The following is a 24,436-nucleotide window of genomic DNA, read 5'->3' as shown; positions in this document are numbered from 1 at the left end:
CTTGCATTTCAAGTGATAATTTGGTCAATCTGTCAAAATGATTTTCGATTTCGCCTGCCAACAATTATCGTCACTCTGGGAGCGGCTGCTCGGCGCGGTCAGCGACGCGGCTGGCAATGTCCTGTCGTCGATTGTCGAAGCGATCCGCACCGTCTTCGAAGGCGATCCGGAAACGCGCAGGCGCGTGTCTTTCTCCGTGGCGATCATCGCGCTTTCCGCCAAGATGGCCAAGGCGGATGGGGTGGTGTCGCAGGCCGAGGTCAATGCGTTTCGCAGCATTTTCGATTTTCCGCCGGAGGAGGCCCGCAATGTCGCGCGCCTCTATAATCTCGCCAAGCAGGATATTGCCGGTTACGAAGCCTATGCCGAAAAGCTCGCCAATCTCTGCGGCTCGCGCACCAGAGGGTGCCCTGTGCTCGAAGAGATTGTCGATGCCCTGTTTCACATCGCCACGGCGGATGGGCTGATCCACGAGAAGGAATTGGCTTTTCTGTCGCGGATCGCCGAGATTTTCGAGATCGGCGAGGATCGCTTCGAACAGATTTCCGCCCGTCATCTCGCGCCCGACCACGACCCCTATGGCATTCTTGGCGTGTCGCGCAGCGACGATTTTGGCACGATTCGCAAACGCTACCGGGCGCTGGCCTCAGAGCATCATCCAGACCGGCTGCATGCGCGCGGCTTGCCGGTGGAAATGCATGCCGCCGCCCATCAACGAATGGCCAGTTTCAACGCGGCCTATGCCGCGATTGAAAAGGAACGCCGGGCCGCATGACTGCATTCATCGCCGATTATCCAGACGCCGTCGTGGTGCCATCCCCCAACCACGGTGAGCGCATCGACTGTGCGGCCCCTGACACCATCATTCTGCATTATACCGGCATGCCCAGCGAAGAGGCGGCACTCTCCTGGCTCTGCACTGTGGAGAGCCAGGTTTCCAGCCATTATCTGGTGCGTGAAAACGGTGATGTCGTGCAGATGGTGCCGGAAAGCCGTCGGGCCTGGCATGCTGGCAAGAGTTTTTGGGCGGGCGCGACCGATATCAATTCCCGCTCTGTTGGCATCGAGATTGCCAATGCTGGACATCCCTCCCTGCCGGATTATCCCGAAAAACAGATCGAGGCCGTCGCGCAATTGTGTCTGGATTGTGCAAGTCGCTGGTCCATCGCCCCGGAGCGGGTGCTGGCCCATTCCGATATTGCCCCGGTTCGCAAGGTCGATCCGGGCGAACATTTCCCCTGGAACCGTCTGCACGCCATGGGCGTAGGGCATTGGGTGGAACCAACCGCGATCACTGGTGGACGGTTCTTCCAGAGAGGCGATCGCGGCCAGCCGGTCGAAGCCTTGCAGTCCATGCTGTCGCTCTATGGATACCCTGTTGAAATCAGTGGGGATTTCGATTCGGCGACCGAGGGTGTCGTCAGAAGTTTCCAGCTGCATTTTCGCCCCTCCAAGGTCGATGGCGTGGCTGATTATTCGACCATCGACACCCTGCACCGTCTGCTGGCGGCGTTGCCACGGTTCAGCTGAGAATTGCGGGCTGTTGTGGTGGGCAGACGGCTTTCGGCAGGGTCGAAAACCATCTCTTTTTACCATGCCATAGGATTTCCTTATTGAGTCTGTCTAACAGCAGCCGTCGCAGCCATGGTATTCCTCGGCAGCGGTTGAGATGAACAGCGAATTTGATTTCCAAAATGGAAGTCTTTCGCAAATATCAACGATGAGGGCGATGAACATCGCTGTCCTTTGATGGGCAGTGGACGGGTAAATAGTGCGCTTTGCTGGCATCCGTGTCCGCCCCTTTGTCTGGAGACTGACCTTTTTCATGAAAACCTCGCTTTTCGCTGCCGCGGCATGCATCGCCGTTTCTATGTCTGCTGTTTCCCATGCCGAGGCTGCTGATGCCGGTAAGGGCTTGACCCTGATGGACATGTTGCGTGCCAATAAACAGCAAGCCGACCTCGCCAAGCCCCTGGAGAAAACCAGGCTCTCGAATAAAACCGAGGCTGATGATCAGAAGGCCGATACCGGTGCGGCAACTGGCAAGGCGCCCTACCACGCTCTGATTTCGTCCTATGCCAAGCAATATGGCGTGCCGGTGGAACTGGCCAGTGCCGTGGTGAAGATCGAGAGCGGTTTCAATCCGAAAGCGCGCGGCACGCATGGCGAAGTCGGCCTGATGCAGATCAAGCCCGCCACCGCCCGCGCCATGGGCTATACTGGCACCGTTGCCGGGCTTTACGACCCGTCCACCAATCTAAAATACGGGATGAAATATCTCGCCATGGCCCACCAGCTTGGCGGCGGCGATACCTGCGGCGCCATCCTGCGCTATAATGCCGGTCACGGCGCGACCCGCATGAACCCGGTTTCCAAGCAATATTGCGGTCAGGTTGAAGCGGCGCTTGAAAACAGCTGAAAACCTGACAGCGTCCCTTCTGCCGATCTTGTAGGGGGAGACGGTTTGACGATCACGCAAGAACCGCAGGTTCTGCCGGTTCTTGCGTCAGATCAATCAAACTGTATGGCAAGTTTGATTGATAATGCTATCCAGTTGGCAAATCATTCTGGACGAGCGGCATGACGGATCAGGTTTTCAAATATCTCATTATCGGGCGTGGCATGATGGGGGCGGCGGCAGCGCGGCACCTGGCGTTGCAAACGGATGGCGTGGCGCTGGTTGGGCCGGATGAGCCTGCCGACAAGCAAAGCCACGAAGGGGTTTTTGCCAGCCATTACGACGAAGCGCGAATCACCCGCACCATCGATGGCGATCCTGTCTGGGCAAAGCTCGCGCATGCGTCGATTGCCCGCTACAATGAAATCGAACAGCAGAGCGGCATCCAGTTCTACTACGAAAGAGGTTGCCTGATCGTCGGGACGAGCCCGGATGGTCATTCCGATTATGTCGACAGGGCAACACGCGCTGCCGAAGGGCTTGGCGTTTCCACTCAATCTTTCGATCATGCCGGTCTTGCCGAGCGTTTCGGCTATTTCCGTTTCGAGCCTGTTTCAACGGGGATTTATGAGGCGCGTCGCGCTGGCTACGTCAATCCACGCCGTTTGGTCGAGGCCCAGGCGCAGCTTGCGGTTCGGGCGGGAGCAACGCTGGTCAGCGATGTGGCCATCGGCACCCGTGACGAGGGCGGCTATGTCGTGGTCACGACCGCAGGCGGCAAGGCGCTGAAAGCGGAAAGAGTGCTGGTGGCGGCAGGCGGATTTTCCATTGCGGACAGACTGTTGCCGCGCCGGATTGATCTGTCGGTTTATGCTCGCACGGTGACCTTTTTCGAAATTGCCGATCAGGATCTGCCAGCCTATCACGGCATGCCGTCACTGATTCACGAGCCGCCCGATCCAAGCGATCATATCTATCTGCTACCACCGGTGCGCTACCCGGATGGTAAAACCTATCTCAAGATCGGTGGCGATCCCGATGATCTGCGGTTGACAACCGAGGCCGAAATTCGCGCCTGGTTCAGAGGTGGCGGACGGGAAAGCGCCCGCGATCATCTGGTGCGCATTTGCAGATCGCTGGTGCCAGGGGTTGCTCAGGCGCCGGTGTCGATGGCGCCCTGCGTGACCTCCTTTACGGGGAGCGGCTATCCGGCCATCGGGTTTAGCGACAGCCCGCGCATCGCCGTTCTGACCGGTGGCTGCGGGGCGGCGGCGAAAAGCTCGGATGAAATTGGCCGGTTGGGTGCCGAGTTTATCCTGCGCGGCACGATTGCGCATGAGGGTTATGATGCAGATTTCACCCCTGTTTTCGTCTGAGTGGATGATTTCGGTGGCTTTCTCCAGATGTCTCCGTTAATCACGCCGAACCAGTCGGCCGGGCAGCCGCGCTTTACCAATGCCGAAAGGCGGTAGGGTGAGGAAAGTCCGGGCTCCACGGAAACACGGTGCCGGATAACGTCCGGCGAGGGCGACCTCAGGGAAAGTGCCACAGAAAGCAGACCGCCCCGTTTATCGGGGTCAGGGTGAAAGGGTGGGGTAAGAGCCCACCGCGTTCCTGGTGACAGGGACGGCATGGTAAACCCCACCGGGAGCAAGACCGAATAGGGATGACGCGGGTGCAACGCAAGTTGCGCTACAGCCGGTTTTCGGGCCAGTCATCCGGGTGGGTTGCGAGAGGCGGTGCGCAAGTATCGTCCCAGATGAATGGCTGCCACGTTCCGGGAAACCGGGGCCATACAGAACCCGGCTTACAGGCCGACTGGTGTTTCCTATCGCGGGCCGCTCAAAGGCGTCGCTTCGGGTTGAAAAAGCAAAGGCGCACTCGCGTCATTTTTGCCTTCTCTTGCTAATTTATGTTTATCTTCAATGCCTTGAAAAGCAAGGCTGCGGATATGGGTGGCTTGCTTCCCTCAAGCCATAATAACCATTCATTAATCTTAACGGGTTATAAATTTCCGATGAAGTAGACTGGTTTGCCAACCCTAATCCCATTGACGCCCATGGTGTCCCATGTTATCCCATAATTGCACTGCCGAGGGGCGAATAACGGCCCCGACATGCGAAACTGCGAAGCAGGTCCTGAAGGGCTATTTTTCCTGTTTCGACCTTGCGGCAATGGGCATGCCTGCTCGGGTGTATCAATGGAAATGCGGATGTGTGGGCCGCGTAGATGGGAAAAGGGCGGCGGTAAAGCGTTATGAACCGCTTCTTGTCCAATGCGACGAACCGGATCGATGCGAAGGGGCGGGTTTCCGTTCCGGCGGCGTTTCGTGCTGTTCTGGTGGAGCGGGGCATTCAGGAGCTTTATTGCTTCCAGGATTTCACCTTTCCGGCGATCAGTATCGGTGGTCCGGATCTGTTGGAGCGCTACGAACGGCAAATTGTCGGCGAGGATCCGTTTTCGCCGGTTGCCAACGAAATGTCGCTTCTCGTACATGGGGGTGGCGTTTTTATGCGCCTCGACAGCGAGGGGCGTCTGATGGTCACGGATTTTATCCGCGACTTTACGGGTATTGCGTCCGAGGTGACCTTTGTCGGTCGCTCGGATCATTTTCAAGTGTGGCAGCCGCAGGCGTTTCACGAGGCGCAGGCGGCGGCAAGAAAGGGACTCGGTCTGAAGAGGGCGGGGTCCAGTTAGAGCATTTCCAGGAAAAGTGGAAACCGGTTTTCCGTCCTGAAATGCGCAAATGCAATGATGTAGACTATCTCCATTTTTCAAAGAAAAGTGGAGATAGTTTGAGACGGAGAAGCGGAATGGTGACGGATCTTGGCGGAGGGTATGCTGAAGCCGAAGGCGGACCGGTCCGTCACATTCCGGTTCTTCTCGAGCCTGTCATAGATGCCCTCGAGCCCTCTGCCGGTAAGGTTATCCTGGATGGCACGTTTGGAGCGGGTGGTTATACCTCAGCCATTCTCGATACTGGCGCCGATGTAATCGCGCTCGACCGTGATCCGAACGCCATTGCTGGCGGTCAAGCCATGGTCGCCTCTCGGGCGGGTCATCTCACGCTTCACCATACCCGGTTTTCCACGCTGGATAATTTTGCCCCCGAAGGCGGGTTGGATGGCATCGTGCTGGATATAGGCGTCTCCTCCATGCAGATTGATGAGGCCGAGCGTGGGTTTTCCTTCCAGCGCAACGGGCCGCTCGATATGCGGATGTCCGGCACGGGCGTGTCTGCCGCTGATGTCGTCAACCGGGCCAAGGTTGGTGACCTCATCAGGATTTTCGGCTTTCTGGGCGAAGAAAAGCAATCCGGCCGCATTGCCCGCGCCATCGAAAAGCGTCGCGTCAATCATCCTTTCCAGACCACGCGTGATCTGGCGGGCATGATCGAGATCGTGACCCCGCGCAAGGCGAAGGACAAGATCCATCCGGCGACCCGGGTGTTTCAGGCCCTGCGGGTTTTCGTCAATGATGAGCTTGGCGAATTGGCCGAGGCACTGTTTGCTGCCGAGCGGGCCTTGAAGCCGGGTGGGCGGCTGGTTGTCGTCACCTTTCATTCGCTTGAAGATCGTATCGTCAAGAAATTCTTTTCAGACCGCTCCGGCAAGGCCGCCGGTTCGCGCCATATGCCTATGGCGTTCGAGCGCCCGGCAACCTTTGAGCCGGTCGGTAAGGGAATGGTGACAGCCACAGAAGAGGAGGCCGAGATCAATCCTCGTGCCCGTTCTGCAAAACTACGTGCGGGCATTCGTACCGCACATCCAGCCATGAAGGCCGATTTTTCCATTTTCGATTTGCCGGATCTTGCGGAAATCGAACGGTTGGGGGCCTGAACCATGCTGCGAACCTTTGACATCGTGATGATTGGCGCCATGGCGGCAGCGGCAGCCGTGACGTACCAGATCAAGCACAATACCGATGAGAAAGTGCAGGATCTGAAGCGTATCGAAGCCGAGATCAAGCTGGAGAAGGATACGATCGAGCTTCTCCAGGCCGACTGGGCCTTGTTGACCCAGCCGAATCGTCTCGAAAAACTGGCCGATACCTTTGGTCAGGAGCTGAAGCTCCAGCAGACCGATCCTAACCAATTGGCGCGAGCCAATGAATTGCCGATGCTGAAATCCCAGGTGCCTGTGGTACAGGCCCCGGCGGCCAAGACAGGCGGTCCCAAGATCGCCGATGGCATTAAGATGGTGAATGGTAAACCGGTCCCCGTGCCGATGGATAAGGTCATAACCGGATCGGTGAAACGCTGATGACTTTTCTTTCCCGCATGATGCTCCTGAAAAGCCGGGCCCATTTTTCCACCGATGTGCGCCGTGGCGCTGCGCGCGGCAAGGGCCGCGCGTTCGAAGGCGCTGGCAAGCGCAAGGCAGATATGGCCAAGCGCCGCGTCGGCCTGCTGATCCTCGGTTTCACGCTGGTTTATGGTGTGATCGGCGGTCGGCTGGTGCAGTATGGCTATGCCCATCCCGAAAGCACCTCCAGCATCATGCCGCCGGATCGGCTGATGGCGGCGCGTCCCGATATTCTCGACCGCAATGGCCAGGTTCTGGCCACCGATATCAGGACGGTGTCGCTGTTTGCAGAGCCGCACAAGATTGTCGATGTGGATGAAGCCGTCGAAAAGCTGCAAACGGTGCTGGCTGATCTCGATAGCCGCGACACCTACAAGAAGCTCTCGTCGAAATCGCATTTCCAATGGCTTCGCCGTCAATTGACGCCCAAGCAGCAGAGCCAGATCCTGGCGCTGGGCATTCCCGGCATTGGTTTCCGGCCGGAAATTCGCCGTTTCTATCCAGGCGGTTCCACGGCGGCCCATATTGTTGGCTTCGTCAATATCGACAATCGCGGCATGGCCGGGATGGAGAAATATATCGACAATCAGGGCCTGGCGGATCTGGCCGATCTCGGCATGACCAGCAATGCGCCGCTTGAGCCGGTCAAGCTCTCCATCGACCTGCGCGTCCAGAATATCGTGCATGACGTGGTGGCCGCTGCCCAGGTGAATTTCAAGGCCAAGTCGGCGGGTGCCGTGGTGCTGGATGTCGAGACCGGCGAAGTGCTGGGCATGGCGTCCTATCCCGATTTCGACCCCAACAAGCCCGAGGAAGGCGCTAAGGAAGGCTGGTTGAACCGGATGTCGAACGGCACGTTCGAAATGGGCTCGACCTTCAAATCCTTTACGATGGCGATGGGGCTTGATACCGGTCGGGTGAAGCTGACCGACGTGTTCGATGCACGCTATCCGCTGAAAATCGGTGGATTTACGATTCACGACTTTCACGGCCAGAGCAAATTCCTGAGCGTTCCCGATATTTTCAAATATTCCTCCAATATCGGCACGGCAAAGATCATCGACGTGGTCGGTATTCCCGAGCAGAAGGAATATCTGAACCGCCTGGGTCTTCTGACCAAGATGAAGACGGAACTGCCGGAAGTGAAAATGCCGTCTCAGCCACGGGGCGAGTGGAAGAAGATCAGTTCGGTCACCATTTCCTTTGGTCACGGTGTTGCAACGACGCCGCTGCAGACGGCGGTCGCCGGTGCAGCGCTCATCAATGGCGGCAAACTGATCCAGCCGACATTCCTGCCACGCAGCGTGGACCAGGCAAACGAGGTGGCAGAAGCCGTGCTGAAGCCATCCACCAGCGCCGATATGCGTTATCTCTTTGAATATAACGGCATTAACGGCTCAGGTCGTGGCGCGCGCGTCCCCGGTCTCGATGTCGGCGGCAAAACGGGGACAGCCGATAAGGTCGTCAACGGTCGCTACGATAGCAAGCTGAATTTCAACGCCTTTCTGGGTGCCTTCCCGATGAGCAAGCCGCGCTATGTGGTTCTAAGCTTTATCGACGAACCCTTGAGCGGCGAGGGTGGAGGAACGATTTCCGCCTTTACCGCTTTGCCGATCGTGCGTGACGTTATTCGCAGAACGGCCCCAATTCTCGGTGTAGAACCCAATTACGGACAGGTGGGCAATGATATGCTCGTCTCATATTGAGGACGATTGATTCGCCGTTGCCGCAGGGCTCTGCTCCTGCTGCGCGGCAGGGGACAGGTAGACGATGAAATTGCGAGATCTCGCTAGCGGCGATTTTGGGGATCTGACCGGACCATTGGATGGGCCGGTCGGCGACGTTGAGATCACCGGAATAACCGCCGACAGCCGCAAGGTTGAACCCGGCATGCTGTTCGTGGCTTTGCAGGGCGTTAAGGCTGATGGTGCGGGTTTCGTTGCCGATGCGGTAGTGCGGGGCGCTGCTGGCGTGCTTTCAACCTCTCATCTGGATATTACCGTTCCGTCTCTTGTTACCGACCAGCCCCGTCATGCGCTAGCGCTTCTTGCCGCCCGTTTCTATTCAGGCCAGCCGGAAACCATGGTGGCGGTAACCGGCACGGCGGGCAAGACATCGGTTGCCTCCTTCACCCGCCAGATATGGGCATATGCCGGGCTTGCCAGTGCGCAGATCGGCACGACCGGGGTGATTTCCCCAACTCGTAGCGATTACGGTTCGCTGACCACGCCCGATCCGGTCGCCCTGCATCAGTTGCTGGCAGAGCTCGCACAAGAGGGCGTGACCCACGCGGCCATGGAAGCCTCCAGTCATGGCCTCGACCAGAGCCGGCTGGACGGTGTGCGACTTGCCGCTGCCGCCTTTACCAATCTTGGCCGCGACCATATGGATTATCACCCGACCGTTGCCGATTACATGGCCGCCAAGATGCGCCTGTTCGATACCCTGCTGCCCAAGGGGTCTCCGGCGGTGATCTTTGCCGATGACGAATGGTCGGCGGAAGCAATCCGGGTGGCAAGGCAGGCGGGTCATGATGTGCGCACCGTTGGCCGGGCCGGGGATTTCCTCAGCCTGAAACGGGTCGAGCATTTCCGCCACAAGCAGATTGCTGAAATCCACCATCAGGGCGCGATATATGAAGTCGATCTGCCGCTGGCAGGTGATTTCCAGATTGCCAATGCGCTGGTGTCCGCCGGTCTTGCCATTTCGACCGGCGTCGAGGCTTCGGTCGCCCTGAAAGCATTGGAAAAGCTGCAAGGCGCGTCGGGTCGGCTGGAGCTGGTGGGGCAGGCGAAAAGCGGCGCGCTCGCCTATGTCGATTACGCTCATAAGCCCGATGCCTTGGAAAAGGTGTTGACGGCGGTCAGGCCCTTTACCAGCGGCAGAATTATCGTGGTGTTTGGCTGCGGCGGCGACCGCGACAAGGGCAAGCGCCCGATCATGGGTGAGATCGCCGACCGGTTGGCCGATATCGTTATCGTCACCGACGACAATCCGCGTTCGGAATTGGCTGCCACCATTCGCGGTGAGGTAATGGCGGCGACACCGAAGGGCATCGAAATCGGTGACCGCGCCCAGGCAATCCGCGCCGGTGTGGCAATGCTGGCGACCGGCGATACGCTGATTGTTGCTGGCAAGGGCCATGAAGAGGGCCAGATTGTTGGCGCGCAGACGCTGCCGTTTTCTGATCACGCCGAAATCCGCAAAGCCATGGAGGAGTTTCACCCTTGACCTTGCTCTGGACCATCGAAGATCTGGTTGCTGCCATGACCGGACGCCCGGTCGGCACCATGCCACCGGGCATTACCGGCATTTCCATTGATAGCCGCAGCATCCAGCCCGGAGAAGCGTTTTTCGCCATCAAGGGCGACCGGGTCGACGGCCATGATTATGCCAGCATCGCTGTGGCCAATGGCGCGGCGCTGATGGTGGTCAACGAGGCCAAACTGCCCGCGCTCGGCCGGTTGACCGTGCCAATGATCGTTGTTGACGATGTGTTGCAGGCGCTGGGAAGGCTTGCTATCGCCGCCCGCCTGCGTTCGCGTGCCAAGATTGTTGCTGTGACCGGCTCAGTCGGCAAGACGACGACCAAGGAAATGCTGCGTCAGGTGCTGGCGCCGTCAGGTGAAGTGCATGCCGCCGTCGCTTCCTTCAACAATCACTGGGGCGTGCCGCTGACGCTGGCGCGGATGCCTGCCACTGCGCAATTCGGTGTGTTTGAAATCGGCATGAACCATTCCGGCGAAATCACCCCGCTGGTGCAGATGGTCCGCCCGCATCTGGCTGTTATCACCACCATTGCGCCGGCCCATCTTGGCAATTTCGCCAGTGTTGACGAGATCGCCGATGCCAAGGCGGAAATCTTTTCCGGCGTCGCGGCCAATGGCGGCGTGCTTTTAAACCACGACAATCCCTATTTCGAATATCTGGAACACAAGGCGCAGGAAGCGGGCATCACCCACATCCATTCCTTCGGCCAACATGCCAAGGCGGAATTCCGGCTGGCGGAATTTGATGGCGCCGCCGAAAGCTCGACCGCCTGGGCGATCATCGACGGCGAGACCCGTGAAGTGGTGATCGCCGCTCCGGGCCGCCACATCGCTGAAAACGCTATGGCGGCACTGGGTGCTGCCCGTCTTCTGGGTGCCGATCTCGATGGCGCGGTCGATGCATTGAGCAGACTGTCGCCGGTCAAGGGCCGGGGTGAGCGCCATCGGCTGCGCTGTGCCTCGGGTCTCTTCACGCTGATTGATGAAAGCTATAACGCCAATCCGGCTTCCATGCGCGCTGCCATTGCTGTGCTGGCCGCAGCCCAGCCGCGCGGCGAGGGCCGCCGCATCGCCGTGCTCGGTGACATGCTGGAAATGGGCGAGTTTTCCGAAGAATTGCACGCCGATCTGGCCGGGCCACTGCTGGCCGCCGGGATCGAGCATGTCTGGTTGGCAGGCCCCGCCATGGCAGCACTGCGCGCGCAATTGCCGGAGACCGTTTCCGTTGCGTCTTTCGACACCGCTGAAGATCTGGCCGCTTTTGCCGTCGCCTCTGTTCACGGTGGTGATGTGGTGATGGTCAAGTCGTCGCTGGGCATCGGTTTTGGCAAGATTGTCGCGGCTTTGCTTGACAAGTATCCCCCATTGGACGACACCCGCCGCCCAGAATAGGCTAATGCCGGACCCGCGTCGCGGGCTTGGATAGATGTTAGAAAGTGCCTTTATGCTGATTTGGCTTGTCGAACTCGCAAACCACGTACAATTTTTCAACCTGTTCCGGTACATCACCTTCCGGACCGGGGCGGCGATGTTCACGGCAGCCTTGATCGTCTTCCTGTTCGGGCCGAAGATCATCGCTTCGCTCAAGGTGCGCCAGGGCAAGGGCCAGCCGATCCGCGCCGATGGGCCGCAAACTCATTTCAAGAAGTCCGGCACGCCGACCATGGGCGGGCTGATGATCTTGGCTGGCATTGTTGGCTCCTCACTGCTCTGGGCCGATCTCTCCAATGTTTATGTGGTGGCAACACTGCTGGTGACGCTGGGTTTTGGTGCCATCGGTTTTTACGACGATTACCTGAAGGTCACCAAACAGTCGGACAAGGGATTTTCCGGCAAGGCGCGGCTGGCCATCGAGTTTCTGATTGCTGGGATTGCGGTATTCTTCATGATGGAAGCGGCAAAGATTTCCGCGCCGCAAGGCCCGCATCTGGCGACCTCCATCGCCTTTCCGTTCTTCAAGGATGCGCTGCTCAATGTCGGCTATTTCTTCATCGTCTTTGGCGGCTTCGTCATCGTCAGCGCCGGGAATGCCGTCAACCTGACGGACGGGCTGGACGGGCTGGCCATCGTGCCTGTGATGATCGCCTCGGCGGCCTTCGGGCTGATTGCCTATCTCGCCGGTAACGCGGTGTTCTCAGGATATTTGCAGATCAATTTCGTGCCGGGCACCGGCGAACTGGCCGTCATCCTTGGCGCGGTCATCGGGGCCGGGCTTGGTTTCCTATGGTTCAATGCACCGCCAGCGGCCATTTTCATGGGCGATACCGGTTCGCTGGCTTTGGGTGGGTTGATCGGCACGGTAGCGGTGGCCACCAAGCACGAGATCGTCATGGTGATCATCGGCGGGCTGTTCGTCATGGAAACCCTGTCGGTGATCATTCAGGTGTTTTGGTACAAGCGCACCAAGAAGCGGGTTTTCCTGATGGCGCCGATCCATCATCATTTCGAAAAGAAGGGCTGGACGGAAAGCCAGGTCGTCATCCGGTTCTGGATCATCGCCGTCGGTCTCGCCATGCTCGGCCTCGCCACACTGAAGCTGCGGTGAGGGCGCGATGATTCCGGTTACCAGCTTTTCCGATCGCAGCGTCGCCCTGTTCGGGCTTGGCGGCTCCGGCCTTGCCACGGCTCGCGCCCTGGTGGCTGGTGGGGCAGCGGTGACGGTCTGGGATGACAATCCCGACAGTGTCGAGAAGGCGCGGGCAGAAGGGCTGGAGGCGCGGGATCTGCGCCAGATTGACTGGAGCGGGCTTTCCGCCTTTGTTTTGTCGCCGGGCGTGCCGCTGACCCATCCGAAATCGCATTGGACGGTGGAACTGGCAAAGGCAGCAGGCGTCGAGATCATCGGCGATATCGAGCTTTTCGTGCGCGAGCGGCAGGGGAAAGCCCCGGATTGCCCGTTCATCGCCATTACCGGCACCAATGGCAAATCGACCACCACGGCGCTGATTGGCCATATTCTGCGCCACAACGGCTATGATGTGCAGATCGGCGGCAATATCGGCACGGCGGTGCTAACCCTGGAGCCGCCCGCACCTGATCGTTATTATGTGGTGGAATGCTCATCCTACCAAATCGATCTTGCGCCGGGCATTGACCCGACGGCAGGCATTCTTCTCAACCTCACCCCCGACCATCTCGACCGCCACGGCAGCATGAAGAATTATGCGGCGGTGAAGGAGCGGCTGGTCTCAGGCAGCGGTGTGGCGATCATCGGCGTCGATGACGACTATTGCCTTGAGATCGCCAAGCGTTTGGAAGAGGCGGGCAAAGAGGTCGTGCGGATTTCCAAGGGCCAGCCTTTGACCGACGGCCTTTACAATGACGGCCAGCGGATTGTGCGTGGCTCGGGTGAAGCGGCCGAGGTGATTGCCGACCTGAACGGTATCGCCACGTTGCGGGGCAGCCACAATGCCCAGAACGCGGCAGCGGCCATTGCCGCTTGTATGGCGGTGGGATTGTCCAAAGACCAGATTCAGGCCGGATTGTCCTCCTTTGCAGGGTTGAAGCATCGGATGCAGCCGGTCGGGCGGCGGGGACATGTGGTCTTCGTCAATGACAGCAAGGCGACCAATGCCGAGGCGTCTGCACCGGCCTTGTCCAGTTATGAGCGGATCTACTGGATTGCTGGTGGTCTGCCAAAGCAGGGTGGCATTGCCAGCCTTTCGCCGCTGTTTCCGCATATTGCCAAGGCCTATCTGATCGGCGAGGCGGCGTCCGGCTTTGCAGCGACGCTCGGCAATGCCGTTGCTTACGAGATTTCCGGTACGCTGGACCGGGCGCTTGCCCATGCCAGCGCCGATGCGCAAGACGATGGGAAGGGCGGCGAGGTTGCTGTGATGCTTTCCCCGGCTTGCGCAAGCTTCGACCAGTACAAGAATTTTGAAGTCAGGGGCGAAGCCTTCGTTTCGCTGGTAGCCGGGCTTGACGATGTGACGATGCTGATCCAACAGGCTTCAGGAGAGACATGACATGGTAAGCCGTGCGGAACGTGGAGCTTTGGCGGATTGGTTCTGGACCATCGACCGGCTCTTTCTGGTAACATTCATCGTGCTTCTGGGCATCGGCTTCATGCTGTCCTTTGCCGCGTCGCCAGCGGTGGCCGAGCGCATCGGGTTGGACAGTTTTCACTTCGTGCGCCGTCAGGCGGCCTTTACCATTCCCTGCCTTGCGACCATGGTCGGCCTGTCCTTCCTGTCGCCCCGGCAGGTGCGCCGCGCCGCCGTCCTCATCCTGCTTGCCTCGATTGCCCTGATGATCCTGGCGCTGTTCTTCGGACCGGAGGTCAAGGGTGCGCATCGCTGGATCAATTTCGGCAGCCTGTCGATCCAGCCTTCGGAATTCATGAAGCCCGCCTTCGTGGTGGTTTGCGCCTGGCTGTTTGCCGAACATGCCCGCCAGCCGGATATTCCGGGCAATTTCTTTGCCATCCTGCTGTTCATGGTCGTCGTGGCTCTGTTGATGGTTCAGCCGGATTTCGGTCAGACCATCCTGACCTCGGTGGTTTGGAGTGGCATGTTCTTCATGGCGGGCGTGCCGTGGATCTTCATCATCGTGCTGGCCCTGGTCGGTGGAGCCGGTTCGACAATTGCCTATTATACCATGCCGCACGTGGCTGGCCGTATCGACCGCTTCCTGACCGGCGAGGGTGATACGTTTCAGGTGGATACGGCGCGTGAGGCGATCATTCGCGGCAACTGGTTCGGGGTCGGGCCGGGCGAAGGCATCGTCAAGCGGATCATTCCCGATGCTCATACCGACTTCATCTTTTCGGTGGCTGCCGAGGAGTTCGGCATCATTTTCTGCCTGCTGCTGGTGTCGATCTTCGCCTTCCTGGTTATTCGCGGCCTTGGCCATGCCTTTCGCGAGCGCAACGACTTCAACCGTTTTGCGGTGGCTGGTCTGATTCTGCAGATCGGTGTGCAGTCGATGATCAATATCGGCGTTAATCTGGAACTGCTGCCCGCCAAGGGCATGACGCTGCCCTTGATCTCCTATGGTGGGTCTTCCATGGTGGCGATTGGCGTTACAGCGGGCTTCATTCTGGCGCTGACACGCCACCGCCCGGAAAAGCGCTCGCAGGAGCGGCGCTTGTTCAGGTCGGTCCAGGGCGTTCCAGCAGAATAGGCCAGCGGAGTTAAGTCATGACCAAAGGTCTCATTCTTCTTGCCGCCGGGGGAACCGGCGGCCATTTGTTTCCCGCAGAAGCGCTGGCTCACGAGCTGAGAGCCAGAGGCTATAGCGTGCATCTGGTGACCGATAGCCGCGCCGAACGCTATGCAGGCAAGTTTCCAGCCGACGCCATCCATGTCGTGCCGTCGGCCACCATCGGCTCTAAAAATCCTGTTGCCATTGCGAAAGCGCTGCTGACCTTGTGGCGCGGTTATCGTGCCGCTCGCACCCTGATCGCAGGCTTGAAGCCTCAAGTGGTGATCGGGTTTGGCGGCTATCCGACCATCCCGCCCTTGCTGGCGGCCCGCGCTCTTGGCGTTGCCACTGTTATCCATGAGCAGAATGCTGTGATGGGGCGGGCCAACCGGTTTCTGGCGCCCAGGGTCAAGGCCATTGCCGGTGGCTTCTTGCCAGCGGGCGGCGCCTATGCCGACAAGACCGTGGTGACTGGCAATCCGGTGCGGCCTGCCGTGTTGGCGGCCTCCGAGACGGATTATCAGCCGTCCGGCGATGGAGATCCGTTTGAGCTCGTGGTGTTTGGCGGCAGCCAGGGCGCCCAGCATTTTTCCAATGCCGTGCCGAGCGCCATCTGCATTCTGGACGATGTGTTGCGGGCGCGCCTGCGGGTGACGCAGCAGGCACGGCCGGAAGATGCCGACCGGGTGAAGGCGCTTTATGAGAAGTTGAAGGTTCCCGCGTCGGTCTCGCCGTTCTTCGGCGATATGGCCGAACGGATCGCCACATCGCAAATGGTGATTTCCCGCTCCGGCGCGTCTACCGTATCGGAGCTTGGCGTGATTGGTCGCCCTGCGGTCCTGGTCCCCTATCCCTATGCGCTGGATCACGATCAGGCCGCCAATGCGGCAGCGATTTCCGGTCAGGGCGGTGCGGTTGTCGTGCCGCAATCGGATCTGACGCCGGAAAAACTGTCGGCACTGTTGAAGGACTGGATGACCAGCCCGGCCAAGCTGGCCCATATGGCTGCCTCGGCGCGAAGTGCGGGACAACCGGAGGCCGCAGGCTTGCTTGCTGATCTTGTTCAGACTATTGCCGAAGGCAAGGACGTGAAGACTATGAAGGACGTGAAAGCATGAAAATGCCGAAGAGCATCGGTCTGGTGCATTTCATCGGGATCGGCGGGATCGGCATGAGCGGCATTGCCGAAGTGCTGCACAATCTCGGCCATCGGGTACAGGGATCGGACCAGGCCGAAAGCGCCAATGTGCAGCGCCTGCGCGCCAAGGGCATTGAGGTGTTTGTCGGCCACAAGCCGGAAAACCTGGGTGATGCCGAGGTCGTTGTCGTTTCCACCGCCATCAAGAAAGACAATCCTGAACTGGTGGCCGCCCGTGAAAAGCTGCTACCGGTGGTGCGCCGCGCCGAAATGCTGGCCGAGCTGATGCGGTTCCGCAATGCCATCGCCATCGGCGGCACCCATGGCAAGACGACGACCACGTCAATGGTGGCAGCGCTGCTGGAGGCGGGCCAGCTCGACCCGACGGTGATCAATGGCGGTATCATCAATGCCTATGGCACCAATGCCCGCATGGGCGAAGGTGAATGGATGGTGGTCGAAGCCGACGAATCGGATGGTACCTTCCTGAAACTGCCTGCCGATGTGGCTGTCGTCACCAATATCGACCCGGAACATCTTGACCATTACGGCAATTTCGACGCCGTGCGCGCTGCGTTTCGGCAATTCGTCGAGAATGTGCCGTTCTACGGTTTTGGGGTCATGTGCCTCGATCACCCCGAAGTGCAGGCGCTGGTTGGTCGGATCGAGGACCGTAAGGTTGTCACCTATGGTGAAAATCCGCAGGCCGATGTGCGGTTTTCCAATGTTCGCAATGAAGGCACCAAGTCGATTTTCGATGTGGAAATCCGTCGTCGCCGCACGGGCCGTGTTTTCAGCTTCAAGGACCTGACCCTGCCGATGCCGGGCCGCCACAATATTTCCAATGCCTGCGCGGCCATTGCGGTGGCCAACCGGCTGGATATTTCCGAGGAAGCAATCCGCAAGGGCCTGTCCACCTTCGGTGGCGTCAAGCGGCGCTTCACCTTGACCGGCACCTGGAACGGCGTGCAGGTGTTTGACGATTACGGCCACCACCCGGTGGAAATCAAGGCGGTATTGAAGGCGGCGCGCGAAAGCTGCAAGGGCCGGATCATCGCCGTGCATCAGCCGCATCGCTTCTCGCGTTTGTCGAGTCTATTCGAGGATTTCGCCAATTGCTTCAACGATGCCGATAGTATTCTGTTGTCGCCAGTTTATGCTGCGGGAGAAGATCCCATCGAAGGCATCGATTCTGAGGCGCTGGTGTCGCGCATCCGGTCGGGCGGTCATCGGGATGTGCGCTATCTGGCCTCGCCGGATCAGCTGGCCGGAATTATTTCGACCATTGCACAGCCGGGTGATTTTGTGGTCCTGTTGGGGGCTGGAAATATTACACAATGGGCAGCGGCGCTGCCTTCAGAATTGCAAGCGCTTTCGGGAAAATCGGAATGAAACAGGTGGATGGGGAAAAGCTGCTGGCCCGCTTGGGGCCGGGTGTGGATGCGCTGCGGGGACGGCTGACGCCGGACGCGCCGATGGACCGGGTGACGTGGTTCCAGGCGGGCGGTTTGGCGGAACTGATGTTCCAGCCACATGACAGGGACGATCTGGTCACCTTCCTGAAACTGCTACCCGATGATGTGCCGCTCACCATGGTCGGCGTCGGCTCCAACCTTTTGGTGCGAGATGGCGGCATTCCCGGCGTGGTGATCCGTCTGTCAGCCAAGGGGTTCGGCGGACTGGAGCTGGAAGGCGAAAACCGCATCCGCGCTGGTGCCATCTGCCCGGACAAGCATATCGCTGCCATGGCGATGGACAATAACATCGGTGGTTTCGCGTTTTATTATGGCATTCCCGGCTCGATTGGCGGTGCGCTCAGAATGAATGCTGGCGCCAATGGCGGCGAGACGGTGGAGCGGGTCATCGAGGTCGAGGCCGTGGATCGCCAGGGCAATCTGCATGTCCTGTCCAAGGCTGATATGGGCTATGGTTACCGTCACTCCTCAGCGCCGGAAGGCTTGATCTTCATCAGCGGTCTGTTTGAAGGCTTCCCGCAGGAGAAATCGGCGATCCGGGCTGAAATGGACGCCGTGCGCCAGCACCGCGAAACCGTGCAGCCGGTCAAGGAAAAGACCGGTGGCTCGACCTTCAAAAACCCGGAAGGCCATTCCGCCTGGGAACTGATCGATGAGGTCGGCGGACGCGGTCTGATGATTGGCGGCGCGCAAATGTCGTCGCTGCATTGCAATTTCATGATCAATGTCGGCCATGCCACGGCCTATGATCTCGAATATCTGGGCGAGACCATCCGTGGGCAGGTGTTCGAACAGTCCGGCATCAAGCTGCAATGGGAAATCAAGCGCCTCGGCCTGTTCATGCCTGGCAGCGAAGTGAAGCCGTTCATGGGCGTGACAAGCGAATAAACCAAACGGCTAATTCATAAAAAACGCCGCCAGGTGAATCACTTGGCGGCGTTTTTTATTGTTCAGAATCTGATTCAACTTTGCATTCGATGCCCGGCAAGCCGGGCATCGACACGTTAAACTTCACCTTTACGCGATGCGAGAATGCAGACCAGCGTGATCGCGGCGGCAAGGCCGAGATAGTAGCCGACATAGGCCATGCCGTAATTGGTCTGGAGCCAGGTTGCCGCATAGGGCGCCAGCGACGCGCCGACAATGCCTGCGAAGTTAAAGGTCAGCGAAGCGCCGGTATAGCGGACATTGGTCGGGAAGGGGGCCGACAGCGCCGCGCCTATCAACGCATAGGTCATGCCCATCAAGGCCATGGAGCCAGCGGCGAAGATCGCCACGCCTGTCTCTCCCGCGGTTAGCAGTACCGGCAGCAGGAAGGAGAAACCGGCAATCATCACGGTGATGCCGATCAGCGCCCTGCGACGGCCGATCTTGTCGCCGACCTTGGCCGTCAGCGGAATGAAGATGCCGAACACCACCGAGCTCATGATCTGGATTTCCAGAGCGTCGAGGAAGGGGATCTGCAAGACCTTGATATTGTAGGACAGCAGCCATGCCGTGCCGATGTAGAACAGCACGAAGGTGACCAGCGCCACGAAGGTGCCGAGGAACAGGCTGCGCTTGTATTTGCCAAAGATTTCGGCAACCGGCACAGCCACCCGCTCATGGGCGTCCATGGCCTTTTGGAAGGCTGGTGTTTCCGAGATCGAGAAACGTACCCACAGGCCGATGACGATCAGTAAGGTGGAGGCCAGGAATGGAACGCGCCAGCCCCAGGCCATCAGGTCGTCCTTGGAAATCACATGCAGCAGCAGCCAGAAAATGCCCGAGGACAGGAACAGGCCAACCGGCGCGCCAAGCTGTGGGAACATCGCATACCAGTTGCGCTTGCCTTCCGGGGCGTTTTCGGTGGCCAGCAACACGGCTCCACCCCATTCGCCACCAAGGCCAAAGCCTTGGCCGAACCGGCACAGTGCCAGCAGCAATGGTGCAAATACGCCGATCTGTCCGTAAGTCGGCAGAAGGCCGATCACCACGGTGGAAATGCCCATGGTCAAAAGAGCCGCCACCAACGTCGTCTTGCGGCCGATGCGGTCACCGAAATGGCCGAACACCACAGCGCCCAGCGGACGGGCGAAAAACGCGATGGAAAATGTAGCAAAAGACGCCAGCAGAGCCGTCATCGGATCGCTGTTGGGGAAGAACAGCGCCGGGAAAACCAGCACGGCGGCAGTGGCATAGACGTAGAAATCGAAGAATTCTATTGTGGTGCCGACCAGGCTGGCCGTCAGGACTCGTGCAGGAGAATTCAATGCAACAGGTGCCAGCGGCTCGGCGGACGGCGATACGGTGCGTATCGCATCAGTCATGGTGAGTGGGTCCAATTTGAGTTCAATGGTGGTTTTTCGCAATCGTGCCGTATGTTGAAAGAGTATGCGGCACTTGTCGTTAGCGGTTGGCTTTACGCATTTGCATAGGCAATTTCAACTGGTCCTGCTTATTTGGGCGCTATAAGCGGTGTTTTCCTGGTCAATCATCATGCGGGGAACATCGCTTGAAAATCGTCGGAAACCATCAGGATGACCGATCGGCTCATCTCTGTGTGCCTTTAGACGAACGAAGTTTAGATTGACTTTTATCATTGTTGTTGTTTATAAAATATTTATATAATCGCGATGTCGACAAGTGCAACCTGTGGGATTTGTTGACTTAATCGCTCCAATATTTTCCCGTCATCAATGACAGGATTTATTCGGCGCGGCTTCCGGAGTGGATTTATGAAACGGTTTCTTTTCGTCTGTTCTATCGTGCTAATGGCGGGGCAAGCCATTGCACAAATGCCGCCACCGCCACCAGGTCCAGGTCCTGTGCCACCGGGGCCGGGGGCAATGCCGCCGCCGCCATCCTGTGTTGCACCGCCACCACGGCGCGGTATGCCGCCGCTGGTTTGCCCGGTCCGCAGGCCGCTGCCGCCTGGTGCGCCTTGTAGCTGCCGGCTTCCCGATGGACGGCGAGTTCCGGGCGTTGTGGAGCCCTGATACGGATGTGCAGCTTCGCATCGAACGTATTAAGTTGCGTTTCGATCTTGGGCTGCTCGTCTGTTTCCAAGCCTTGATGAAGCGCTGACCCTCTTCGGGTTGACGTGATCGATGAATTTGAAGCCGTGCTGTATAGGGTTCTCATTGTTCCCTCGGCACGGCTTTTTGTTATTCCGGCCATCATGTCGCTGCCGGTACCCAGTGGGCTGTCTCTGTTCTCACCCATCGGCATGGCCTGCTTCACTGAGGGCCTGCGCCTTCCGTTCTGGGGCCGAACCCATCGGGCGCCCCTCGATAACTCCCAGAAAAACAAAAGTAATTTTTGCCCGTTAACACCTGTAAACGGTTCGTTAACCTTAATGGCGTTTTATCATGTCAGGTGCATGAACCGGCGCGATTCGCGCCGCAAGTCGGGCGCAAAGGTAAGGCGGAAAACCGCGATTGTTTTGTTTGGGTGCGTGAATGGCTAAGAAGCATGTTGCCGTATTGCTGGGAGGATTTTCGTCGGAGCGGCCTGTCAGCCTCGCCTCTGGCGCCCCTTGCGCATCGGCGCTTGAGGAGCACGGCTACCGCGTGACACGGGTCGATGTCACCCGCGATATCGCCAGCGTGCTTCAGGAATTGAAGCCTGATGTGGTCTTCAATGCTTTGCATGGTCCTTTCGGCGAAGACGGCACCATTCAGGGTATCCTCGAATACCTCTCCATTCCCTATACGCATTCCGGTGTGCTGGCCTCGGCGCTGGCAATGGACAAGACGCAGGCAAAGATCGTGGCGGCGGCGGCGGGCATTCCCGTGGCTTTCGGTCGCCAAATGTCGCGTTTTGAGATCGGCAATATCCATCCGATCGAGCCGCCTTACGTCGTCAAGCCGGTGCGGGAAGGTTCCAGTTTCGGCGTGGTGATCGTCAAGGAAGATCAGTCGCATCCGCCGCAGATCCTTGGCTCGTCGGAGTGGCGCTATGGCGATACTGTCATGGTCGAATCCTACGTGGCTGGCCGCGAGCTGACCTGCGGGGTCATGGATGGCAAGGCGCTGGCTGTGACCGAGGTGATCGCCAAGGCTAATACATTCTACGATTACGACTCCAAATACGCAGCAGGGGGTTCGACTCACGTCATTCCGGCGCAACTTTCACCGAAAATTTACCAAAAAATACAAGACTTGTCTGTCAGGGCCCATAACGCTATCGGGTGCCGTGGCGTCAGTCGGTCCGACTTCCGTTACGACGACCGGTTTTCCGAAGATGGCGACTTGATCTGGCTGGAAGTGAATACCCAGCCGGGCATGACGCCAACCTCGCTTGTGCCTGAAATGGCTGCGCATGCGGGCATTTCCTTTGGTGAATTCGTCAGCTGGATGGTGGAGGACGCGTCGTGTTCACGGTGAGCGGCAAAAAAACTGCAAAGGGCAGCAAGGCTGCACCTTATCGCGCGCCGAGCCTGGCGGATGATGGCTTGATGGCCCTGCCGCGCCCGGTTCGTCGGCTGATGCGGTTCGTCGTCGCGCTCTGCTCGGGCAGGGTGGCTGTGCCGGAACATCTCGGCAAGGTTTCTTTTGCGGCCTATATTCTTGCTGTCGGTGGTTACGGTATCGTCAAGGGTGGTCACTGGCCGGACTTTGCCGAGGCGATGACCTCGACTGCGGGTTTTGCGGTGGAAGACGTCAAGCTGTCGGGCAATGTTCACACATCCGAAATCGATGTGCTGCAATCGCTGGGTCTGGATGGTGCGACCTCTCTGGTGGCCATCGACGCCGACGACGCGCGCCGTAAGGTGGCGGATCTGCCGTGGGTAGAGCAAGTCGAGGTCCGCAAGATCTATCCGCGCACCATCGAGGTGAATATCAAGGAGCGCGAGGCCTATGGTATCTGGCAGCATGGCACCGACCTGTCGCTGATCGAAAAGAGCGGCAGCATCATTGCGCCGCTGCGTGACAATAAATTTGCCACCCTCCCGTTGTTTGTCGGCCGTGATGCCGAAGTGGCAGCCCAGGACATCGCCGGAGAGTTTGCCACCTGGCCGCAGATTACCGGCCGCGTCAAAGCGTATGTGCGCGTCGCCAGCCGTCGCTGGGATCTCTATCTCGACAATGGCGTAGTCGTGAAGCTTCCTGAAGACGATGTGGATGGCGCGATGGCGCGTCTGGCCAAGATGGAAGCGGATCACCAATTGCTGGACCGCGACATCGCCGCCATTGACCTTCGCCTCTCCGACCGCATGACCGTCCAATTGACGCCTGAGGCGCTGGTGCGCCGTCAGGCTGCGGTGACGGCTCGCGCCAAGGCCCTCGCCAAGGCGGAGAAAGAGACATGAGCGTCTTCGGTTCCTCTTTCGGATTGCCCCGTATGAAACCTCTCTCGCATAAGCGCAGCCATGTCGTTTCGGTTCTCGATATCGGCTCTACCAAAGTGGTCTGCATGATCGGCCGGTTGACGCCGCGCAAGGAAAGCGATGTCCTGCCAGGCCGGACCCATCATGTCGAAGTGATCGGCATCGGCCATCAGCGTTCGCGTGGCATGAAGTCCGGCGTTATCTCCGATATCGATTCGGTGGAGAGCGTCGTGCGACTGGCAGTCGATGCCGCCGAACGCATGGCGGGCCTGACGGTCGACAGCCTGATCGTCAATGTCTCGGCTGGCCGGATCGGTTCGGACGTCTATACCGCCACCATTGATCTTGGCGGCCAGGAAGTGGAAAGCGCCGATCTCAAGCGCGTCCTGTCTGCGGCCAGCCACCAGTCGCAACGCCGTGACCGGGTGCTGCTGCATTCGCTGGCGACCGGCTTTTCGCTGGATGGCGAGCGCGGTATTCGCGATCCGCTCGGCATGTTCGGTGATACGCTGGGTGTCGACATGCATGTGGTGACGGCAGAACGTCCGGCGCTGAAAAATCTCGAGCTTTGCATCAACCGCGCCCATCTGACGGTCGAGGGCTTGGTGGCGACACCTTACGCCAGCGGCCTTGCTGCTCTGGTGGACGACGAAGTCGAGCTGGGGTGTGCCGCCATCGACATGGGCGGCGGCACCACGACGATCTCGGTGTTTGCCGAGGGCAAGCTGATCCATACGGATGCTATCGCCATTGGCGGCCATCATGTCACCACCGATCTGGCGCGTGGTCTTTCGACCCGCATTGAGGATGCGGAGCGGTTGAAGGTCGTGCATGGTTCGGCCTTTGCCAATGGCTCGGAAGAGCGCGATGTTGTTGCAATTCCGCCAATCGGCGAAGACGATCGCGATTTACCGATCCAAGTTCCACGTTCTTTGCTGACGCGAATCATTCAAGCGCGTATTGAAGAGACTCTGGAGATGATTCGCGACCGAATCCACGCATCGGGCTTTAGCCCCGTGGTCGGCAAGCGTTTGGTTCTGACCGGTGGCGCAAGCCAGTTGACCGGTCTTCCGGAAGTTGCGCGGCGGATGCTCGCCCGCAATGTCCGGATTGGCCGCCCGATGGGGGTCTCTGGCCTGCCTGTGGCGGCCAAGGGACCGGCTTTCTCCACTGCGGTAGGTCTGATGATCTATCCGCAGGTGGCCGATCAGGAGATCGCCGTGGGGCAGGGAGGCTTGTTCTCCTCTGGCTCCGGCAACAGCCGCATGATGCGCGTGGGACAATGGTTGAAAGAGAGTTTTTGAGGACCTGCGCCTTGCGGGTGAAAAATCGATTCGGGGCGCGCGATCAAGAGACAAGACATGGCTAGCGTGGCGATGCGGCCAGGGAAAGAAGG

The 24,436-nt window shown here is 59.1% G+C and carries 21 protein-coding genes and 1 other RNA gene; 20 read left to right on the top strand and 2 right to left on the bottom strand.

The genetic code is table 11. From position 1 onward, the window contains the following. Positions 1-37 precede the first annotated feature (37 nt). The 17 genes from FS819_RS09610 to murB all read left to right on the top strand — a co-directional run bounded on the left by FS819_RS09610 (position 38) and on the right by murB (position 18,617). Positions 38-775, top strand: coding sequence for a TerB family tellurite resistance protein (locus tag FS819_RS09610; RefSeq protein WP_156546400.1), 738 nt, complete (start codon positions 38-40; stop codon positions 773-775). Next, complete coding sequence (locus tag FS819_RS09605) at positions 772-1,530, top strand: N-acetylmuramoyl-L-alanine amidase (RefSeq protein ID WP_156546398.1); 759 nt, start codon at positions 772-774, stop codon at positions 1,528-1,530. Before FS819_RS09610 ends, FS819_RS09605 begins: the two co-directional genes overlap by 4 nt. Positions 1,531-1,825: 295 nt before the next feature. Further along, positions 1,826-2,419: a lytic transglycosylase domain-containing protein gene (locus tag FS819_RS09600; protein ID WP_156546396.1), complete on the top strand. Its 594-nt coding sequence runs from the start codon at positions 1,826-1,828 to the stop codon at positions 2,417-2,419. A gap of 161 nt (positions 2,420-2,580) precedes the next feature. Further along, a complete protein-coding gene (locus FS819_RS09595; protein WP_156546394.1) occupies positions 2,581-3,774 on the top strand; it encodes an NAD(P)/FAD-dependent oxidoreductase in 1,194 nt (397 codons plus the stop codon). 50 nt (positions 3,775-3,824) lie between these two features. After that, positions 3,825-4,224: RNase P RNA component class A (rnpB, locus tag FS819_RS09590), an RNA gene on the top strand. A 430-nt stretch (positions 4,225-4,654) separates the two neighbouring features. Continuing rightward, entirely contained in the window at positions 4,655-5,095 is a 441-nt protein-coding gene (gene mraZ / locus FS819_RS09585) for a division/cell wall cluster transcriptional repressor MraZ (RefSeq protein ID WP_156546391.1), read from the top strand. Positions 5,096-5,211: 116 nt separating this feature from the next. Continuing rightward, positions 5,212-6,237 carry a 16S rRNA (cytosine(1402)-N(4))-methyltransferase RsmH gene (rsmH, locus tag FS819_RS09580; protein ID WP_070166437.1) on the top strand — a complete coding sequence of 342 codons (1,026 nt, stop codon included), beginning with the start codon at positions 5,212-5,214 and terminating at the stop codon, positions 6,235-6,237. Positions 6,238-6,240: 3 nt separating this feature from the next. Continuing rightward, positions 6,241-6,660: a cell division protein FtsL gene (gene ftsL, locus FS819_RS09575; protein WP_156546388.1), complete on the top strand. Its 420-nt coding sequence runs from the start codon at positions 6,241-6,243 to the stop codon at positions 6,658-6,660. Then, positions 6,660-8,408: a peptidoglycan D,D-transpeptidase FtsI family protein gene (locus FS819_RS09570; protein ID WP_156546385.1), complete on the top strand. Its 1,749-nt coding sequence runs from the start codon at positions 6,660-6,662 to the stop codon at positions 8,406-8,408. Before ftsL ends, FS819_RS09570 begins: the two co-directional genes overlap by 1 nt. Before the next feature lie 64 nt (positions 8,409-8,472). After that, positions 8,473-9,933, top strand: coding sequence for a UDP-N-acetylmuramoyl-L-alanyl-D-glutamate--2,6-diaminopimelate ligase (locus FS819_RS09565; protein WP_156546382.1), 1,461 nt, complete (start codon positions 8,473-8,475; stop codon positions 9,931-9,933). Continuing rightward, positions 9,930-11,363: a UDP-N-acetylmuramoylalanyl-D-glutamyl-2,6-diaminopimelate--D-alanyl-D-alanine ligase gene (locus FS819_RS09560; RefSeq protein ID WP_156546379.1), complete on the top strand. Its 1,434-nt coding sequence runs from the start codon at positions 9,930-9,932 to the stop codon at positions 11,361-11,363. The genes FS819_RS09565 and FS819_RS09560 overlap by 4 nt, the downstream gene beginning before the upstream one ends. A gap of 52 nt (positions 11,364-11,415) precedes the next feature. Next, the gene (gene mraY, locus FS819_RS09555) at positions 11,416-12,516 is read left to right on the top strand and encodes a phospho-N-acetylmuramoyl-pentapeptide-transferase (RefSeq protein ID WP_060717637.1); all 1,101 of its coding nucleotides are present in this window, start codon (positions 11,416-11,418) and stop codon (positions 12,514-12,516) included. A 7-nt stretch (positions 12,517-12,523) separates the two neighbouring features. Further along, the gene (gene murD, locus FS819_RS09550; protein ID WP_156546376.1) at positions 12,524-13,939 is read left to right on the top strand and encodes a UDP-N-acetylmuramoyl-L-alanine--D-glutamate ligase; all 1,416 of its coding nucleotides are present in this window, start codon (positions 12,524-12,526) and stop codon (positions 13,937-13,939) included. Between the two features lies 1 nt (position 13,940). Next, positions 13,941-15,095, top strand: coding sequence for a putative lipid II flippase FtsW (gene ftsW / locus FS819_RS09545; RefSeq protein ID WP_015916506.1), 1,155 nt, complete (start codon positions 13,941-13,943; stop codon positions 15,093-15,095). Positions 15,096-15,112: 17 nt separating this feature from the next. After that, positions 15,113-16,234 (top strand): undecaprenyldiphospho-muramoylpentapeptide beta-N-acetylglucosaminyltransferase, encoded by a 1,122-nt coding sequence (gene murG / locus FS819_RS09540; protein WP_156546373.1) that lies wholly within the window; start codon positions 15,113-15,115, stop codon positions 16,232-16,234. Beyond that, positions 16,231-17,646, top strand: a complete 1,416-nt coding sequence (gene murC, locus FS819_RS09535; protein ID WP_156546371.1) for a UDP-N-acetylmuramate--L-alanine ligase — start codon at positions 16,231-16,233, stop codon at positions 17,644-17,646. Before murG ends, murC begins: the two co-directional genes overlap by 4 nt. Next, complete coding sequence (gene murB, locus FS819_RS09530; protein WP_156546369.1) at positions 17,643-18,617, top strand: UDP-N-acetylmuramate dehydrogenase; 975 nt, start codon at positions 17,643-17,645, stop codon at positions 18,615-18,617. The genes murC and murB overlap by 4 nt, the downstream gene beginning before the upstream one ends. Before the next feature lie 116 nt (positions 18,618-18,733). On the opposite strand, the gene FS819_RS09525 is transcribed toward murB, so the two are convergent. After that, complete coding sequence (locus FS819_RS09525; protein WP_156546366.1) at positions 18,734-20,038, bottom strand: MFS transporter; 1,305 nt, start codon at positions 20,036-20,038, stop codon at positions 18,734-18,736. A gap of 433 nt (positions 20,039-20,471) precedes the next feature. Further along, positions 20,472-20,933, bottom strand: coding sequence for a hypothetical protein (locus tag FS819_RS09520; protein ID WP_156546363.1), 462 nt, complete (start codon positions 20,931-20,933; stop codon positions 20,472-20,474). Between the two features lie 236 nt (positions 20,934-21,169). Between FS819_RS09520 and FS819_RS09515 the strand changes: the two genes are divergently transcribed. From FS819_RS09515 to ftsA, 3 genes are read left to right on the top strand one after another with little or no spacing between them, the layout of a single operon-like run. Next, positions 21,170-22,096, top strand: a complete 927-nt coding sequence (locus FS819_RS09515) for a D-alanine--D-alanine ligase (protein ID WP_156546360.1) — start codon at positions 21,170-21,172, stop codon at positions 22,094-22,096. Continuing rightward, entirely contained in the window at positions 22,084-23,022 is a 939-nt protein-coding gene (locus FS819_RS09510) for a cell division protein FtsQ/DivIB (RefSeq protein ID WP_322192582.1), read from the top strand. Before FS819_RS09515 ends, FS819_RS09510 begins: the two co-directional genes overlap by 13 nt. Continuing rightward, complete coding sequence (gene ftsA / locus FS819_RS09505) at positions 23,019-24,344, top strand: cell division protein FtsA (RefSeq protein WP_156546355.1); 1,326 nt, start codon at positions 23,019-23,021, stop codon at positions 24,342-24,344. Before FS819_RS09510 ends, ftsA begins: the two co-directional genes overlap by 4 nt. Positions 24,345-24,436: the final 92 nt, after the last annotated feature.

The organism is Allorhizobium sp. Av2, from assembly GCF_021462805.2.
In the GTDB taxonomy this organism is placed as follows: Bacteria; Pseudomonadota; Alphaproteobacteria; order Rhizobiales; family Rhizobiaceae; genus Allorhizobium; species Allorhizobium vitis_G.
This window is presented reverse-complemented; position numbering and strand designations above follow the sequence as displayed.

Coding starts and splice junctions, on each gene's coding strand:
- FS819_RS09610 (WP_156546400.1), top strand. CDS start 38: ATGATTTTCGATTTCGCCTGCCAACAATTATCGTCACTCTGGGAGCGG.
- FS819_RS09605 (WP_156546398.1), top strand. CDS start 772: ATGACTGCATTCATCGCCGATTATCCAGACGCCGTCGTGGTGCCATCC.
- FS819_RS09600 (WP_156546396.1), top strand. CDS start 1,826: ATGAAAACCTCGCTTTTCGCTGCCGCGGCATGCATCGCCGTTTCTATG.
- FS819_RS09595 (WP_156546394.1), top strand. CDS start 2,581: ATGACGGATCAGGTTTTCAAATATCTCATTATCGGGCGTGGCATGATG.
- mraZ (WP_156546391.1), top strand. CDS start 4,655: ATGAACCGCTTCTTGTCCAATGCGACGAACCGGATCGATGCGAAGGGG.
- rsmH (WP_070166437.1), top strand. CDS start 5,212: ATGGTGACGGATCTTGGCGGAGGGTATGCTGAAGCCGAAGGCGGACCG.
- ftsL (WP_156546388.1), top strand. CDS start 6,241: ATGCTGCGAACCTTTGACATCGTGATGATTGGCGCCATGGCGGCAGCG.
- FS819_RS09570 (WP_156546385.1), top strand. CDS start 6,660: ATGACTTTTCTTTCCCGCATGATGCTCCTGAAAAGCCGGGCCCATTTT.
- FS819_RS09565 (WP_156546382.1), top strand. CDS start 8,473: ATGAAATTGCGAGATCTCGCTAGCGGCGATTTTGGGGATCTGACCGGA.
- mraY (WP_060717637.1), top strand. CDS start 11,416: ATGCTGATTTGGCTTGTCGAACTCGCAAACCACGTACAATTTTTCAAC.
- murD (WP_156546376.1), top strand. CDS start 12,524: ATGATTCCGGTTACCAGCTTTTCCGATCGCAGCGTCGCCCTGTTCGGG.
- ftsW (WP_015916506.1), top strand. CDS start 13,941: ATGGTAAGCCGTGCGGAACGTGGAGCTTTGGCGGATTGGTTCTGGACC.
- murG (WP_156546373.1), top strand. CDS start 15,113: ATGACCAAAGGTCTCATTCTTCTTGCCGCCGGGGGAACCGGCGGCCAT.
- murC (WP_156546371.1), top strand. CDS start 16,231: ATGAAAATGCCGAAGAGCATCGGTCTGGTGCATTTCATCGGGATCGGC.
- murB (WP_156546369.1), top strand. CDS start 17,643: ATGAAACAGGTGGATGGGGAAAAGCTGCTGGCCCGCTTGGGGCCGGGT.
- FS819_RS09525 (WP_156546366.1), bottom strand. CDS start 20,038: ATGACTGATGCGATACGCACCGTATCGCCGTCCGCCGAGCCGCTGGCA.
- FS819_RS09520 (WP_156546363.1), bottom strand. CDS start 20,933: ATGGGTGAGAACAGAGACAGCCCACTGGGTACCGGCAGCGACATGATG.
- FS819_RS09515 (WP_156546360.1), top strand. CDS start 21,170: ATGGCTAAGAAGCATGTTGCCGTATTGCTGGGAGGATTTTCGTCGGAG.
- ftsA (WP_156546355.1), top strand. CDS start 23,019: ATGAGCGTCTTCGGTTCCTCTTTCGGATTGCCCCGTATGAAACCTCTC.